The organism is Actinoplanes xinjiangensis, from assembly GCF_003148685.1.
GTDB lineage: Bacteria > Actinomycetota > Actinomycetes > Mycobacteriales > Micromonosporaceae > Actinoplanes > Actinoplanes xinjiangensis.
Map to the genome: position 1 here is coordinate 1 of NZ_QGGR01000040.1, position 13,401 is coordinate 13,401.

14 protein-coding genes are annotated in these 13,401 nt (G+C 72.6%); 8 read left to right on the plus strand and 6 right to left on the minus strand.

The window, feature by feature from the left end; all coding sequences use genetic code 11:
• Positions 1 to 1,001: glycogen debranching protein (locus tag BC793_RS44365; protein ID WP_249037420.1), on the minus strand; the 1,001-nt coding region annotated here is incomplete at its 3' end.
• A 156-nt stretch (positions 1,002 to 1,157) separates the two neighbouring features.
• Between BC793_RS44365 and BC793_RS44370 the strand changes: the two genes are divergently transcribed.
• Complete coding sequence (locus BC793_RS44370) at positions 1,158 to 1,766, plus strand: TetR/AcrR family transcriptional regulator (RefSeq protein ID WP_158319554.1); 609 nt, start codon at positions 1,158 to 1,160, stop codon at positions 1,764 to 1,766.
• A 31-nt stretch (positions 1,767 to 1,797) separates the two neighbouring features.
• Here BC793_RS44370 and fdxA read toward each other — a convergent pair whose 3' ends face one another.
• Complete coding sequence (fdxA, locus tag BC793_RS44375) at positions 1,798 to 2,121, minus strand: ferredoxin (protein ID WP_109602664.1); 324 nt, start codon at positions 2,119 to 2,121, stop codon at positions 1,798 to 1,800.
• Between the two features lie 202 nt (positions 2,122 to 2,323).
• Between fdxA and BC793_RS44380 the strand changes: the two genes are divergently transcribed.
• Positions 2,324 to 2,674, plus strand: a complete 351-nt coding sequence (locus BC793_RS44380; RefSeq protein WP_109602665.1) for a hypothetical protein — start codon at positions 2,324 to 2,326, stop codon at positions 2,672 to 2,674.
• 239 nt (positions 2,675 to 2,913) lie between these two features.
• Here the strand turns inward: BC793_RS44380 and BC793_RS44385 are convergent, their stop codons facing one another.
• Complete coding sequence (locus tag BC793_RS44385) at positions 2,914 to 4,500, minus strand: FG-GAP repeat domain-containing protein (protein WP_109602666.1); 1,587 nt, start codon at positions 4,498 to 4,500, stop codon at positions 2,914 to 2,916.
• Positions 4,501 to 4,690: 190 nt separating this feature from the next.
• On the opposite strand from BC793_RS44385, the gene BC793_RS44390 reads away from it, so the two are divergent.
• A complete protein-coding gene (locus BC793_RS44390) occupies positions 4,691 to 5,341 on the plus strand; it encodes a class I SAM-dependent methyltransferase (protein WP_109602667.1) in 651 nt (216 codons plus the stop codon).
• A gap of 46 nt (positions 5,342 to 5,387) precedes the next feature.
• Here the strand turns inward: BC793_RS44390 and BC793_RS44395 are convergent, their stop codons facing one another.
• From BC793_RS44395 to BC793_RS44405, 3 genes are all read right to left on the minus strand, one after another.
• Positions 5,388 to 7,172, minus strand: coding sequence for a DUF1996 domain-containing protein (locus BC793_RS44395; protein WP_109602668.1), 1,785 nt, complete (start codon positions 7,170 to 7,172; stop codon positions 5,388 to 5,390).
• A gap of 132 nt (positions 7,173 to 7,304) precedes the next feature.
• Positions 7,305 to 8,630 (minus strand): hypothetical protein, encoded by a 1,326-nt coding sequence (locus tag BC793_RS44400; RefSeq protein ID WP_109602669.1) that lies wholly within the window; start codon positions 8,628 to 8,630, stop codon positions 7,305 to 7,307.
• On the minus strand, positions 8,627 to 9,676 hold the full coding sequence (locus BC793_RS44405) for an NAD-dependent epimerase/dehydratase family protein (RefSeq protein WP_239170671.1): 1,050 nt from the start codon (positions 9,674 to 9,676) through the stop codon (positions 8,627 to 8,629). The genes BC793_RS44400 and BC793_RS44405 overlap by 4 nt, the downstream gene beginning before the upstream one ends.
• A gap of 156 nt (positions 9,677 to 9,832) precedes the next feature.
• On the opposite strand from BC793_RS44405, the gene BC793_RS44410 reads away from it, so the two are divergent.
• The 5 genes from BC793_RS44410 to BC793_RS44430 are packed head-to-tail and all read left to right on the plus strand — an operon-like array spanning position 9,833 to position 13,401.
• The gene (locus BC793_RS44410; RefSeq protein ID WP_109602670.1) at positions 9,833 to 10,492 is read left to right on the plus strand and encodes a glycosyltransferase family 2 protein; all 660 of its coding nucleotides are present in this window, start codon (positions 9,833 to 9,835) and stop codon (positions 10,490 to 10,492) included.
• On the plus strand, positions 10,489 to 11,139 hold the full coding sequence (locus tag BC793_RS44415; RefSeq protein ID WP_109602671.1) for a TIGR04282 family arsenosugar biosynthesis glycosyltransferase: 651 nt from the start codon (positions 10,489 to 10,491) through the stop codon (positions 11,137 to 11,139). The genes BC793_RS44410 and BC793_RS44415 overlap by 4 nt, the downstream gene beginning before the upstream one ends.
• On the plus strand, positions 11,136 to 11,777 hold the full coding sequence (locus BC793_RS44420; RefSeq protein WP_109602672.1) for a methyltransferase domain-containing protein: 642 nt from the start codon (positions 11,136 to 11,138) through the stop codon (positions 11,775 to 11,777). Before BC793_RS44415 ends, BC793_RS44420 begins: the two co-directional genes overlap by 4 nt.
• Complete coding sequence (locus BC793_RS44425; protein ID WP_109602715.1) at positions 11,750 to 12,958, plus strand: molybdopterin-dependent oxidoreductase; 1,209 nt, start codon at positions 11,750 to 11,752, stop codon at positions 12,956 to 12,958. The genes BC793_RS44420 and BC793_RS44425 overlap by 28 nt, the downstream gene beginning before the upstream one ends.
• On the plus strand, positions 12,955 to 13,401 hold the full coding sequence (locus BC793_RS44430; RefSeq protein WP_109602673.1) for a hypothetical protein: 447 nt from the start codon (positions 12,955 to 12,957) through the stop codon (positions 13,399 to 13,401). Before BC793_RS44425 ends, BC793_RS44430 begins: the two co-directional genes overlap by 4 nt.

A 13,401-nucleotide genomic window follows, 5' to 3' on the forward strand; every position in this document is an offset into this window, starting at 1 on the left:
TCCGTCACCCAGTACCGCAGACTGTCCATGATCAGCCGCAGCGACTCGTGATGCCGCACGTTCAGACTGTTCCCGGTACCCGTGGTGTCGTAGTAATACTGCTTGTCCTCGTCGACCAGCCGGTAATACGCCGGATTGTCGATACCCCGGAACGACAACGTCGGCCCCAGATGATTGCCCTCCGCGGTGTGGTTGTAGACCACATCCAGAATGACCTCGATACCGGCCTGATGCAGAGCCTTCACCATCGCCTTGAACTCCTGCACCTGCCCGCCGCGGCCACCGAACGAGGTGTAGTCGTTGTGCGGGGCGAAGAAGCCGATGGTGTTGTAACCCCAGTAATTGGTCAGACCGCGCTCGATCAGCCCGCTGTCGTGCACGAACTGGTGCACCGGCATCAGCTCGACCGCGGTGATGCCGAGTTGCTTGAAATGCCTGATCATCGCCGGATGGGCCAGGCCGGAGTAGGTGCCACGGACATCGTCGGGCACGTCCGGGTGCCGGACGGTCATGCCCTTGACGTGCGCCTCGTAGATCACCGTCTGATGGAACGGGATCTTGAGCGGCCGGTCGTTGCCCCAGTCGAAGAACGGACTGATGACCACGGACTTCATCGCGCCAGCCGCGGAATCCATGTCGTTGACGGAGGAGGGATCACCGAAACGGTACGAGAAGAACGACTCGTCCCAGGCGATGGTCCCGTCGACGGCCTTCGCGTACGGGTCCAGCAGCAGTTTGCTCGGGTTGCAGCGCAGTCCCCCGGCCGGGTCGTACGGGCCGTGCACCCGGTACCCGTAGCGCTGACCCGGCACGATCCGCGGCAGGTAGCCGTGCCACACCATCGCCTCGCGCTCCGGCAACTCGATCCGCGTCTCCGTACCGTCGTCGGCGAACAGGCACAGTTCCACCTTCTCCGCCGACTCGGAATACAACGCGAAGTTCGTTCCGCCCCCGTCGTAGGTTGCGCCCAGTGGATAGGGCACACCGGGCCAGATTCTCATCATCGACTCAACTCACATTTCGGACCGGACAAGGTCGGCGGGTTACCCGCGGGTCGGGCCTCCATGCATGGCGGACGGCCTCTTCTGCGCGGACACGCCGGACGGCACCGGCACCCCATCCAGCAGGAACGTTCGTTCGCGTTTAGGGTTCGTGCCATGCCACGCGTATCCGAGCAGTACCGGGAGCAGCGCCGCGGTGAGATCGTCGCCGCGGCGGCGCGCCTGTTCGCCGTCAACGGCTTCCACGCCACCTCGATGGCCGACGTCATCGCCGAGTGCGGCCTGTCCGCCGGAGCGGTGTACCGGTATTTCGCCGGCAAGGACGACCTGATCCTGGCGGTGTCCGAGGCCGCGCTGACGGCCGCGGACGAGGCATTTCAGGCGTTGCTCGCCGACGGCGCCGCGCCGTCACCCCGGCACGCCCTGACCTTCCTGATCCGGGTCATCGACGAGCGGGTCGTCCACAACACCGACACCGGCGTGGACGTGAGCCGCATCGGTGTACAGGTGTGGGCCGAGGCGCTGCGCAACCCCCGGATGGCGGCCCGCGCCGACGAGGTCTACCAGCGCCTGCGCGGCTACTTCGCCGAGGTCGCCCGGCGTCGGCAGGCCGCCGGCAAGCTGCCGGCCGACGTGGTTCCGGAACAGATCGGGGCGGCCATGCTCAGCCTGGTGCAGGGCTACATCCTCCAGCGGCTGCTGATCAGCGACACCGACACCGAGGACTACCTGGCCGGTGTCACCGCCCTGCTGACGGACCGGTGAGCGTCTCCCGCAACCCGGGGATCGGCACGGGTCACGGTGCCTGCTGTGGCGCCAGTGCGGCCACCAGGGCATGGTCCCGCGGCAGCGGCCCGACCAGAGCGGCCCCGCCCGGCGTACCGATCTCGTCGAAGAACTCGGCGTTGACGGCCTGGTAGGCCTTCCACTGCGGCGGCAGATCATCCTCGTAGAAGATGGCCTCCGCCGGGCAGATCGGCTCACAAGCACCACAGTCGATGCACTCGTCGGGATTGACGTACAACATACGATCACCCTCATAGATGCAGTCGACCGGGCATTCGTCGACGCATGCCCTGTCCTTGAGGTCCACGCACGGAACGGCGATCACGTAGGTCATACCGGCGAAGGCTAGAACTTCAACCGGGGTTCACCTCAAGCCGGAATCCGGGATCGTCCGGATGCCCCGGCCCGGTGCCGATCCACCACGGCTTCCGCCGCCACTCCGGCGACGGCGGCATGGTGGCGGTACCGCACTGGGCGGCCCGATCATCGCTGCGGTTACGCTGGGTCATCAACAAGCCGAGGAGTGTGGTTTGCAAATGATCGATGTGCAGGAGTTCGCTCGGCGGCTCAGCACCCTGGGAGCCAAGGAATTCACCAGCGACGACGTCGTCGACCTGGCGATCGCCGCCGATGTGCGCATCAGCTCGGACATCGACATCGACGGCACCCTGGCACAGCGCCTGCTCGACCGCATCACGCCGCCCGTGCCGGTCACGGGGGCGGAGATGGCGGCGTCGGAGTGGCCGCCACCGGTCTCCCAGCGCCCCGCGGCGCCACCGGTGACCTTCTCCAGCCCGGGCGCGGTGGACGGTCCCGCCGACCAGCCGAGCCACTCCGGGCGGCCGCGCACCGGCCGGCGGCCCGACTCGCGCCGATCGGGCCGGTGACCGGGAGACGGAGACCGGCGAGGCGCCGCACCGGCCGGGCCGCCAGGCTCGCCGGAGCACGCCCCCGCCTGTCCGGCGTCGCCCGGACCCTCCGCTCGGGCTGAAGGCCGGGTGCCGCCTCGTGGGGTGGCCGGCCTTCAGCGGTGACCGACGCAAAGGGGTGGCCGACGCGGAGGCCGCGTGTCACCGATGTCCGGCCGCCTCGACGCCGGATCGGGGCGGCCCCCGCGTGCGGCGGCCTATCCGCCGAGGATGACCAGTTCGGTGCGGCCGCTGGCGGTGCCGGTCTTCTGCACCATCATCAGGTCCGGACGGCGGTCGGTGTTCCAGTCGGTGATCAGCAGGTCGAGGTGGGCCGAGACGCCGGGTGCGGTGTCGGCCCCGGCCAGCCGGCGCTGGAGGTTCGCCGCGCCGTCGAGGACCGTGAGCCGGGTCCTGCCGTCGGCGGTGACCGACGCCTGCATCACGACCAGGTCGGGGCGGCGGTCGTTGTTGTAGTCCGTCACGGCCACCCGGTGGTCGGGGTTCGCCGCCTCGGTGGTGACGATGGTCGGCGTGAGGTGCCGCTGGAAGTTCGAAGCCCCGTCGAGGACCTGCACCTGGATCTTGTTGCCGGCGGTGCCGGACGTCTGGATGACCACCAGGTCGGGCCGGGAGTCGCCGTTCCAGTCGGTCACCGCGAACCGGTGACGGTCGTCGGTGGCGGTCAGCGCCGTACCGGCCTGCTTCAGCAGCAGCTGCCGGAACGCGGACGCCCCGTCGAGGATGCTCACCTCGGTGTGGCCACTGGCGGTGCCGGACCTCTGCACCACCATCAGGTCGGGGCGGCTGTCGCCGTTCCAGTCGGTGATCGCGTACGCGTGCCGGTCGTCGGTGGCCTCGAGTGCGGTGCTGCGGGTCAGCAGGAGGGTGGCGAAGTCGGTGGCGCCGTCCATGATGCGGACCTCGGTCCGGCCGGTGGCCGCCGACGCACCCTTGACGAGGATCAGGTCGGGGCGCTTGTCGTCGTTCCAGTCGGCCAGTGCCAGGTCGGTGCGCCCGTCGAGGGCACCCAGTTCGGTGCCCGTCGCGACGAGCGCCTTCTGGTACGGGCCCGACGGCACCGCCGGGACTGTCGTCGGTGCCGGCGCCGCCGGTGCGGGCGCGGCCGGCACGGAGGGGGCCACGGTCCACAGTTTCGCCACGATGAGCTGGGCGTCGTGTGCCTCCGGCGTGTACGCCAGGGGGTACGCCGACCGCTGCACCGTCTGGCAGATCGCCCCGATGTCGCCGGTCATCCAGCTGTCGCCCGGATACTTGCGCAGCATCGAGCTGAGGAACGCGTTGGTGGCGTACTCCGGGTCGACCAGCTGATCGGGTCGTCCCCATCCCTGCGAGGGCCGCTGCTGGAACAGGCCGAGGCTGTCGTGGTCGTAGGCGACGGCGTGGTTGTGCAGGGTGCTCTCGGCGATCGCCGTGGTCACGGCGATGATCGCCGCGCGGGGGCCGAGGCCGCGGGCCTGGACGGTGCCGATGATCGCGCGGGCGCAGGCGATGCTGCGGCCGTTCACCGACGCGCCGAGCCGGGGCCCGTTCATCGACGGCCGGAGTTGGTCGGCGATCGCCTGGTCGGCTGCCGTCACGGTGCCCGGCAGGCAGGGTGCCTGCGCCGCCGCGGCCGGCATCGCGGGCAGGCCGGTGTGCACCGGTACGCCCGCCTGTGCGGTGACGGGCGGGTAGAGCACCGCCGCCGCGATCGTGGCCGCGGACAGCACCCGCGGGCCGGTGTGGGATCGGCTCGGCGCGGCCGCCCGCCGCTGCCGGGATCGTGTCTGTTTCGATGCCATCGTTGCGCTGACCCCCGTGTCGAGCTACGTGCTGCACCAATGTGCCACACATCCTCGTTCACCCGAAAGGCGTACCGCCGCGCGGGCTGTCCGGTTCCCGGAGACGCCGGGGGCGGGCGGCACGGATCGATGCCCGCCCCCGCCCGGGAGCCGGTCGACGGCGGCGGGCGGGTGGGGCCAGGATGGCCCGATGACCCGGGACTGGTTGCGCTGGCACGAGGACTACGACACCGCCGGTTCGTCGCTGGCCCGGCGGCTGGAAGTCGTCCGGCGACACCTCGGGCGGGCGTTGACCGAGGCGCCGGCCGGGCCGGACGGGAGCCGCAGTCTGATCAGTCTGTGTGCCGGCGACGGCCGTGACGTGCTGCCCGTCCTGGCCCGGCACGCCGCCGGCCGTCAGGTCCGTGCCGTGCTGGCGGAACTGGACCCGGAGCTCGCGGGACGGGCCCGATCGGCGGCCGGCCGGCTGGGTCTGGCCGGGGTCGACGTGCGAACCGGCGACGCGGGTCTGGCGGATGTCTACCTCGATGCCGCACCCGCACACGTGGTGATGGTGTGCGGGGTGTTCGGCAACATCAGCCGCGAGGACGTGAGCCGTACCATCGCGGCCCTGCCCGCCCTGTCGGCCGCGGGTGGATTCGTGATCTGGACCCGCGGCCGTGGCACCCAGGACACCGACCCGAGTATGGCGATCCGAGCCGGGCTGCGGGAGCACGGCTTCGCCGAGATCGCCTTCGAGGAGCCGGCGGACGCCCGGTTCCGGGTCGGCATGCACCGGCTGATCGCCGCGCCGGTACCGGCGCGGCGACTGTCCGGGGAAAGGCTCTTCGCCTTCGCCTGAAGCCTGCGCCCCGGCCCCGGTCACCGCCGGCGCCGGGACGGTGCCGTCATGAGCAGTTCTTGGCCTTGTTGATGCAGGTGGTGATGCGCTGCATGGTCTGGGCGGAGTTGACGTTGATGAAGTCGTTGTGGTCGGAGAACGGGTTGTGGTTCTCCTCGGGGAAGGAGTCGAGGGCGTACTGGCCCTTGACCTGGACGTCCTGGGGGATGTCGTAGGCGACGGTGATCCGTAGTTGCGGGATGGCGCGGAAGCCCTGCGGGCAGGCGCCGGTGGCCTTGTCGGCGAAGGCGACGTGTTTGCGGTGGTTGTCGCTGTCGATGTTGCTGCCGTCCCAGCAGCCGGGGAAGTCGTGGACCCGCTGCACCTGGCTGCCGCGCGGGCAGATCGGGTACTTGTCGGAGAGCCGGTCGGTGAAGCCGGAGCAGGTCCAGGTGGCGCGGGCGTTGGCCGGTCCGCGGCTGGTGGGCTTGGCGTCGCCGGTGAGCGCCCGCAGGAACTTCGGCATCGGTGTCACCTTGCTGACCGGGTTGCCGCGGTACTCGATGAGCACCTTCGCCGGACGGACGATGCCGCCGGTGTTGCCGGGCAGTTCGAGGTTCGGTCCCTGCGGATCGGGCAGCGCCGCGGGGCTGGTGGGGGCCGCGCCGGTGGGGGCCGCGCTGGGGGCGGCCGGCGTGCCGGGGGCGGCGGGACTCTGGTTCAGCGTGCAGCCGGCGAGGGCCTCCAGGCCCTGCGGGCGGGTGCCCTGCCTGCCGATGGCGATGCCGATCCGGTCGAGGACGGCGGTGCGCTTGGCCTTCAGGGGGCCGAGGATGGCGTTGTCGATGAACGCGGCACCGCCCTGGCCGCGAGTGGTGACCAGGCGTTCGTTGGCCTCGGAGATCTGCCGGTCGAGTTCGTCGAGGTTGCGGTTCACCTCGGCGAGGGCACGGTCGGGTACGCCGGGCAGCCGGTCGCGGACGGTGGGGCACTGGACCCGCGGATTCGCGGCCTGGCCGGCTTTGACGCCCGCGGCGTGGGTGGCGCTGTGCATCGCGGCGTGCATGGCGTCGTAGCTGACGTCGCAGTCGACGAGCGAGACCAGGCCGGGCCGGTTGCCTCCGGCGGCGGTGACGGCGGCGCTGACGTCCTTGATCAGCGCCGCGCGACGGGTCCGCAGCGAGTCGAGGACCTGCTTGTTGACGCGGGCGTCGATGCGGCCGCGGCTGACGGTCATCCGCTGGTTGGCGTCGGTGGTCAGCCGGCCCAGCTCGGTCAGGAGGCCGTCGACGCGGGCCCGGGCCCGGGCGGGTACGGCGGGCAGCCGGTCACCGACGGAGGGGCAGACGACCATCGGCTGGGTCTGGGCGAGGGCCTGCTGGACCTGGCTGCCGCTGCGGACGGACCTGTCGATGCGCACGACGGGCCAGAAGTACGACGACTTGTCGCCGTTGCGGCAGGTGGTGCCGGACGCGTCGAGGTCGGCGTTGGAGGAGTCGGCGGTGATCGCCAGGTTGCCGACGAAGTCATGGACGTGTTCGGCACCGTTCTTGATACCGGGCTGGGCCACCGGGTTGTCCGGGCTGAACTTGCCGTTGCCGTTGGTGCCGCAGTTCACCGTGAACCGGCCCGTCGACCCGGTGGCGGCCGGTTTCGGGTTCTGCACGTTGGGCTGCACGTTCTGGATCGCGACGAACTGGTCCAGGCTGGTGGCCGCGTCGGCGGTGCCCTTGCCACCGGAGGACACGAAGGTGACCGTGAGCGCCCCGGTGGCGGCCAGGACCGCCGCCGCCATGGCCAGCCTCGCCGGCCGTGACCTCATCAGTGGGGACCAGGTCCTTCTGCGTTTCATGGGGGATCTCCTCGAGGCTTGCGGGGCCGGCGCCGGTGATGCGCCGACGTGCACAGGTACGGGCCTCCGGCGGGAGAAAGATGAACTTCCTCCGGGTACGTCATCATTTGGTAAGAAGTCGCCGGACCGTGGCTACCAGACGGTCAGGAGCAGGTGGTTGACCGTCAGGGCCACCGCCGCCTGCACGGCCAGCCAGACACGGCGGTCGGCGGGCGGGAGCAGCGCCGCCCCGGCCATCAGCCAGACGGCGAACGGCAGCCAGATCCGTTCCACCTCGGCTTTGCTGTAGCCCGACAGGTCGGCCGCGACGATCGCCGCCGCCGCCGCGAGCGGCAGCACCCAGGTGGCGTTGCGGGCACGCGGGCGCACGGCTGTCACCGCCCGGCGCAGGATGACCGCCGCCGCGGGACCGGCGCAGACCGCCATCAGCGAGAGGTTGGCCCAGACCCAGTAGCCGTAGGCGCGGTCGCTGGCGATGCCCTGGTAGTAGCGCTCGATGAGCAGGTGATAGCCGGCGAGCCAGGAGAAGCCGGCGACGGTGAACGCGGCCACGACCGGCACCGCCCCGGCGAACGCCCAGCCCGCGGTACGCCACCGCGGGCCGGCCGCGACGACGACGCCCAGGGCGAGCGCCGCCATCAGGACGAGTCCGTAGGACAGGTAGCAACCGAACGCCAGCACCGCTCCCCCGGCGAAGGTGACCACCGCACGCCCGCGTGTCACGCCGTACGCCAGCAGGGCGACACCGGTGGCCGTCACGCCCGCGAACAGCCCGTCGGCCGACACCCCGGACCAGACCGCGCCGGGGAACAGCACCACGAACGGCACCACGGCACGGGCCGCCGCACCGGTGCCGAGCGACCGCACCGTCTGCGGCACCGCGACCGCCACCAGGCTCGCCACCAGGATGCACAGCACGGCGGCCCAGGCGCCGCCGCCGAGTCCGGCCCGGTCGAGCCAGACGAACACGAGCAGCGCCCCCGGCGGGTGAGCCGACACGTGGGTGGCCCAGGAGTCCGGCTGGAAGTCGAGGATCCGGGTGGTGAACACGGCCAGGGTGGCGGGGATGTCGGTGATGCCGGGGACCTCGTGCAGGTATTCGTGCTCGGTGGTCAGCCGGTCGGCGACGCCGCGCTGCCAGCCGTCGATCAGCGCGAGCGACAGCGTCCACGCCACGGCGCCGGCGTACGACAGGGCCAGCAGCGGCCGCCAGGACATCCGGGCGGCCAACTCGGGGCCCCGCCACCAGACGAGTACGGCGACCAGCAGGGCGAACGGTGTGCCGGGGCCGACGTGCGGCAGCCATTGGGCGAGCAGTGGCGGGGCGCCCGCGTACACCGGCCGTCCCAGCCCGTGCAGGATGCCGCCGACGACGGCGGCCACCGCGAACAGGCCGACGACGGCGGCGGCGGCGATCAGGTCGGCGCGGGCCGGCCGGGTCCGCTGGTCGACGCTCATCCGCGCAGCGCGGCGGTGGCGAACTCGGCGATCCCGTCGGTCAGCCCGACCGTGGCCTGGAAACCCAGTTCGGTCCGGGCCCGTCCCGGTGAGGCGACCACATGACGTACATCGCCGAGCCGGAACTCGCCGGTGACGACCGGGGCCGGCCCGCCGGCGGCGCGCGAGAGTTCGGTGGCCACCCGCCCGACGGTGGCCGGACGGCCGGAGGCGATGTTGTAGGCACGCCAGCCGGTACGCGTACCGGTCGCGTCCAGGGCGGCGAGGTTGGCGGCGGCCACGTCGCGCACGTGCACGAAGTCGCGGCGCTGACCGCCGTCCTCGAACACCCGCGGCGCGTTCCCCGCCTCCAGAGCGGACCGGAAGATCGCGGCGACGCCACTGTACGGGGTGTCGCGGGGCATGCCCGGCCCGTACACGTTGTGGTAGCGCAGGGCCACGGTGGCAGCGCCGGTCTGCCGGGACCACGCCGCGGTCAGGTGCTCCTGGGCCACCTTGGTCGCGGCGTACACGCTGCGCGGGTCCACCGGTGCCTCCTCACTCACCAGACCCGGCTCCAGCGGGGTGCCGCAGTCGGGGCAGGGCGGCTCGAACCGGCCGGCGGCCAGATCCGCGACAGTCCGCGCCCCGGGGCGTACCGCGCCGTGCCGCGGGCAGGTGTAGGCGCCTTCGCCGTACACCACCATGGAGCTGGCCAGCACCAGCCGGTGGACGCCGGCGCGGGCCATCTCGGCGAGCAGGACGGCGGTGCCGAGGTCGTTGCAGCCGACGTATTCGGGCAGGTCGTCGAGGTCCACGCCGAGTCCCACCATGGCGGCCTGGTGGATCACGGCGTCGACGCCGGCCAGCACACCCGCGACCGCCGCCCGGTCGCGCAGGTCGACCCGGTGCAGCGGGGCCCCCGCCACGGTGTCCGGCAGCGGCGCCCGGTGTGCGCCGGGATGGCCGGCGTCGGCGACGGTCACCTGGTGGCCGGCGCCGTGCAGGGCGGTTACGACATGGGTTCCGATGAAACCGGCTCCACCGGTCACGAGTACGTGTGTCACGGCGCCGACGGTAGAGCCGCCGACCGGCCGGCGGGTCCCGTTCGGGCCGCGCCGTCAGCGGATCGTAAGGACTTCCGGGAGCACGTCATCATTCCGTAAGACCTCGTCATCGGCACGTAAGGAAATATCGGCGGATCGCGTCCTAGCGTCCGCTGCATGACCGATGTGGTGCTTCCCTGCCGGGACGAGGCTGCGGCCCTGCCCGGCCTGCTGGCCCGGATGCCGGCCGGCTACCGGCCGATCGTGGTGGACAACGGCTCGACTGACGGATCGGCCGCGGTCGCCCGCGCCCACGGTGCCGAGGTGATCAGCGTCGCCCAGCCCGGGTACGGCGCGGCCGTGCACGCCGGTGTGCTGGCCGCCGACCCGGACGACGGTGTGGTGTGCGTGATGGACGCGGACGGCTCGTTCGATCCGGCGCAGCTGCCCCGGCTGGCCGATCCGGTCCGCCGCGGTACCGCCGAACTGGGTACCGGGCGGCGGCGTCCGGCAGCGCCCGGGGTGTGGCCGCTGCACGCCCGGGTCGCCAACGCCGTCCTGGCCCGCCGGTTGCGCCGTACCACCGGCCTCGACGTCCACGACATCGGGCCGATCCGGGCCGTGCGCCGCGACGACCTGCTCGCGCTGGGGCTGCGTGACCGCCGGTTCGGGTATCCGCTGGAACTGCTGATCGCCGCGGGGCGGGCCGGGTGGCGGGTGGTCGAGGTCGACGTCGACTACCACCCGCGGGCGGCCGGTACCCGCTCCAAGGTGACCGGCACCGTCCTGGGCACGGTCCGGGCCATCCGCGACATGAGCGCGGTGCTGGCCCGATGACCGGTTCGCAGATCCTGCTGATGGCGAAGACCCCGGTTCCGGGCCGGGTCAAGACCCGGCTGTGTCCACCCTGCACTCCCGGTCAGGCGGCCCGGATCGCCGCCGCCGCACTCGCCGACACCGTCGACACCGTCGCCGCGAGCACCGCCGGCACCCGCATCCTGGTCGTCGACGGCGACCACCCGGCGCCGCCGGGCTGGGCGCGGGTCGCACAACGCGGCGGTGCGCTCGGTGACCGCCTCGCCAACGCGTTCGCCGACACCCGGGTGCCGGGCACGGCCACCGTCCTGATCGGCATGGACACCCCGCAGCTCACCGCCGTCCACCTCGACACGGCGCTGCGGCGGCTCGCCGACGTGGACGCGGTACTGGGACCGGCCGAGGACGGCGGCTGGTGGGCGCTCGGCCTGCGCGAACCCGGCCATGCCGAGGTGCTGCGCGCGATACCCACCTCCACTCCGGCCACCGGGGAGCAGACGCTCGCCGCGCTGCGCCGGCACGGTCTGCGCGTGCATCTGCTGCCCCCTCTGCGCGACGTGGACACCGCCGCCGACGCGCTCGCGGTGGCCGCGATGTGCCCGCCGGGCAGCCGTTTCGTCGGTGCCGTCGCCGCCGGGGTGCCGTCACCGACGGCGGTCGTCCGATGAGCGCCGTCGCGGTCTTCGACGCCGCCATCAACCGGGCCGCGGCCGGCATCCCCGCCACGTTCACCGCCCGGCATGCCGGCGGTGGTGTGCTCCGGTTCGACCCGGGCACCTGGTGTCAGGACGTCCTCGCCGGCGACGCGGCGCTGCTGGACCGCTGCACCGGTCCGACCCTGGACGTCGGCTGCGGCCCCGGCCGGCTCACCGGCGCGCTGACCGCCTCGGGCCGGCCGGCTCTCGGCATCGACGTCAGTGCCGCAGCGGTCCGGCTGGCCCGACGCCGCGGCGCGGTCGCGTTGCAGCGCGACGTCTTCGACCCGGTACCGGGCACCGGACGCTGGCGGCACCTGCTGCTGGCCGACGGCAACATCGGCATCGGCGGCGACCCGCGCCGGCTCCTGCGCCGGTGCCACGAGCTGCTCGGGCCCGCCGGGCGCCTGCACGCGGAACTGGCGCCGCCCGGCACCCCGGCCTGGGCCGGTATCGCGACCGTGCAGACGCCGGCCGGGCACGACAGTCCACTGCCCTGGGCCTGTGTGCCCGTCGACGGGCTTGCCGCGCTGGCCTCGACGGCGGCGCTGCGCGTCCTCGGGACCTGGACGGAGGCGGGTCGATGGTTCGCCACGTTGACACCCCGCTGAACCGATGGTGGCGGGCGCCGGTGCCGGCACCACCGGAGACGCTGCGGCGGGGACCGTTCCGGCCCGGACGGTTCGGGTCGGCGCTGCGCTCGGTGCGGTTGACCAGCCTGCTCGGCATCGCCCTCGGGGTGGCGTTCGGCGTCTGTTTCGTGACCGGCCTGATCAGTCATCTGGTCCAGCACCCGCCGGGGTGGTTCTGGTGGCCGTCGCGGCCCGCCGGGCTCTACCGGTTCAACCAGGGCGTGCACGTGGCGACCGGGCTCGCCACGGTGCCGTTGCTCGGTGCCAAACTGTGGTCGGTCTATCCGCGTCTGTTCGCCTGGCCGCCGGTCCGGTCGATCGCCCACGCCGCCGAGCGCGCGAGTGTCGGGGTGCTGGTCGCCGCCGCCCTGTTCCAGCTGGTCAGTGGGGTCCTGAACGTGTCCCGCTGGTATGCGCCGATGCGGTTCTACTTCCCGGCGGCGCACTACTGGGTGGCCTGGCTGGTGGTCGGGGCGATGCTGGTGCACATCGGCGTGCAGCTGCCGGTCGTCCGTACCGCCTTGGCCCGCCACGTTCCGGTGCCGGAGCGGGAGGGGCTGAGCCGGCGCGGGCTGCTCGGTGCCGTCGGCGCCGCCGCCGGACTGATCACCCTGACCACGGTCGGTCAGACCGTCCGGCCGCTGTCGCGCCTCGCGGTCCTCGCACCCCGTCTGCCCCACGTCGGCCCGCAGGGGCTGCCGGTCAACGCGACGGCCACCGGCGCGGGCGTCGCCGGCCTGGTGAGAGACCCGTCGTACCGGCTGGTGGTCACCGGCCCGCGGGGGCAGGTCGGTCTCGACCTGGCCGCCCTCGCCGCTCTCCCCCAGCACACCGCGGAACTGCCGATCGCCTGCGTGGAGGGCTGGAGCGCCTCCGGCCGGTGGACCGGCGTCCGGTTGCGGGACCTGGTGGCGCTGGTCGAGACCGACCCGGACCGGGCCACCGTGCTGGTGGAGTCGTTGCAGACCGGCGGACGGTACCGGTCCGCGACCGTGCCGCCCGAGCACATCCGTGACCCGCTCACCCTGGTCGCGTTGCGGCTGGGCGGCGAACCCCTGCACCCGGACCACGGGTACCCGGCACGGCTGATCGCCCCGAACCGGCCCGGCGTGCTGCAGACCAAATGGATCGGGCGGATCACCGTGCAGGGTGCCCGGTGAGGGCCCGGGTCGTGCTGGTCACCGCCGGAATCCTGATCATGGGGTACGCCGTGGCCGGCGCCGCCGCCGATCCGGACGTGGCGCCGGCCGGGGTGCTGTCGTTCCTCGCTGGGGTCCTGCTCGTCCACGACCTCGTCTGGATGCCGGCCGTCCTCGCCGTGGGCGCCGTGATCACGCGTCTGGTCGCACCGCGCCGGCGTCCCGTGGTGATCGCCGCGACGATCAGCGCCGCCGCTGTCACGGTGGTGGCGTTGCCGCTCGTTCTCGGGTTCGGGCGCCCGGCCGACAACCCCTCGGCGCTGCCGTCGCCGTACGGCTGGAATCTCGCCCTCGTGCTTCTCGCCGTCGTGGCCGTCGCCGCCCTGGCGCGGTGGCGCGGGCCGGCGGGCCGTAAGAATTCCGAAAGGCCGGGTGGGGAGGTACCGGGAGCCGGTGGTGAGTAG

Bases quoted from the DNA above. Each gene is read 5' to 3' on its own strand.
- BC793_RS44390 (WP_109602667.1), top strand. From the start codon at position 4,691: ATGACCCGGGACTGGTTGCGCTGGCACGAGGACTACGACACCGCCGGT.
- BC793_RS44425 (WP_109602715.1), top strand. From the start codon at position 11,750: ATGGTTCGCCACGTTGACACCCCGCTGAACCGATGGTGGCGGGCGCCG.
- BC793_RS44415 (WP_109602671.1), top strand. From the start codon at position 10,489: ATGACCGGTTCGCAGATCCTGCTGATGGCGAAGACCCCGGTTCCGGGC.
- BC793_RS44410 (WP_109602670.1), top strand. From the start codon at position 9,833: ATGACCGATGTGGTGCTTCCCTGCCGGGACGAGGCTGCGGCCCTGCCC.
- BC793_RS44395 (WP_109602668.1), bottom strand. From the start codon at position 7,172: ATGAAACGCAGAAGGACCTGGTCCCCACTGATGAGGTCACGGCCGGCG.
- BC793_RS44420 (WP_109602672.1), top strand. From the start codon at position 11,136: ATGAGCGCCGTCGCGGTCTTCGACGCCGCCATCAACCGGGCCGCGGCC.
- BC793_RS44385 (WP_109602666.1), bottom strand. From the start codon at position 4,500: ATGGCATCGAAACAGACACGATCCCGGCAGCGGCGGGCGGCCGCGCCG.
- BC793_RS44370 (WP_158319554.1), top strand. From the start codon at position 1,158: ATGCCACGCGTATCCGAGCAGTACCGGGAGCAGCGCCGCGGTGAGATC.
- fdxA (WP_109602664.1), bottom strand. From the start codon at position 2,121: ATGACCTACGTGATCGCCGTTCCGTGCGTGGACCTCAAGGACAGGGCA.
- BC793_RS44400 (WP_109602669.1), bottom strand. From the start codon at position 8,630: ATGAGCGTCGACCAGCGGACCCGGCCGGCCCGCGCCGACCTGATCGCC.
- BC793_RS44380 (WP_109602665.1), top strand. From the start codon at position 2,324: ATGATCGATGTGCAGGAGTTCGCTCGGCGGCTCAGCACCCTGGGAGCC.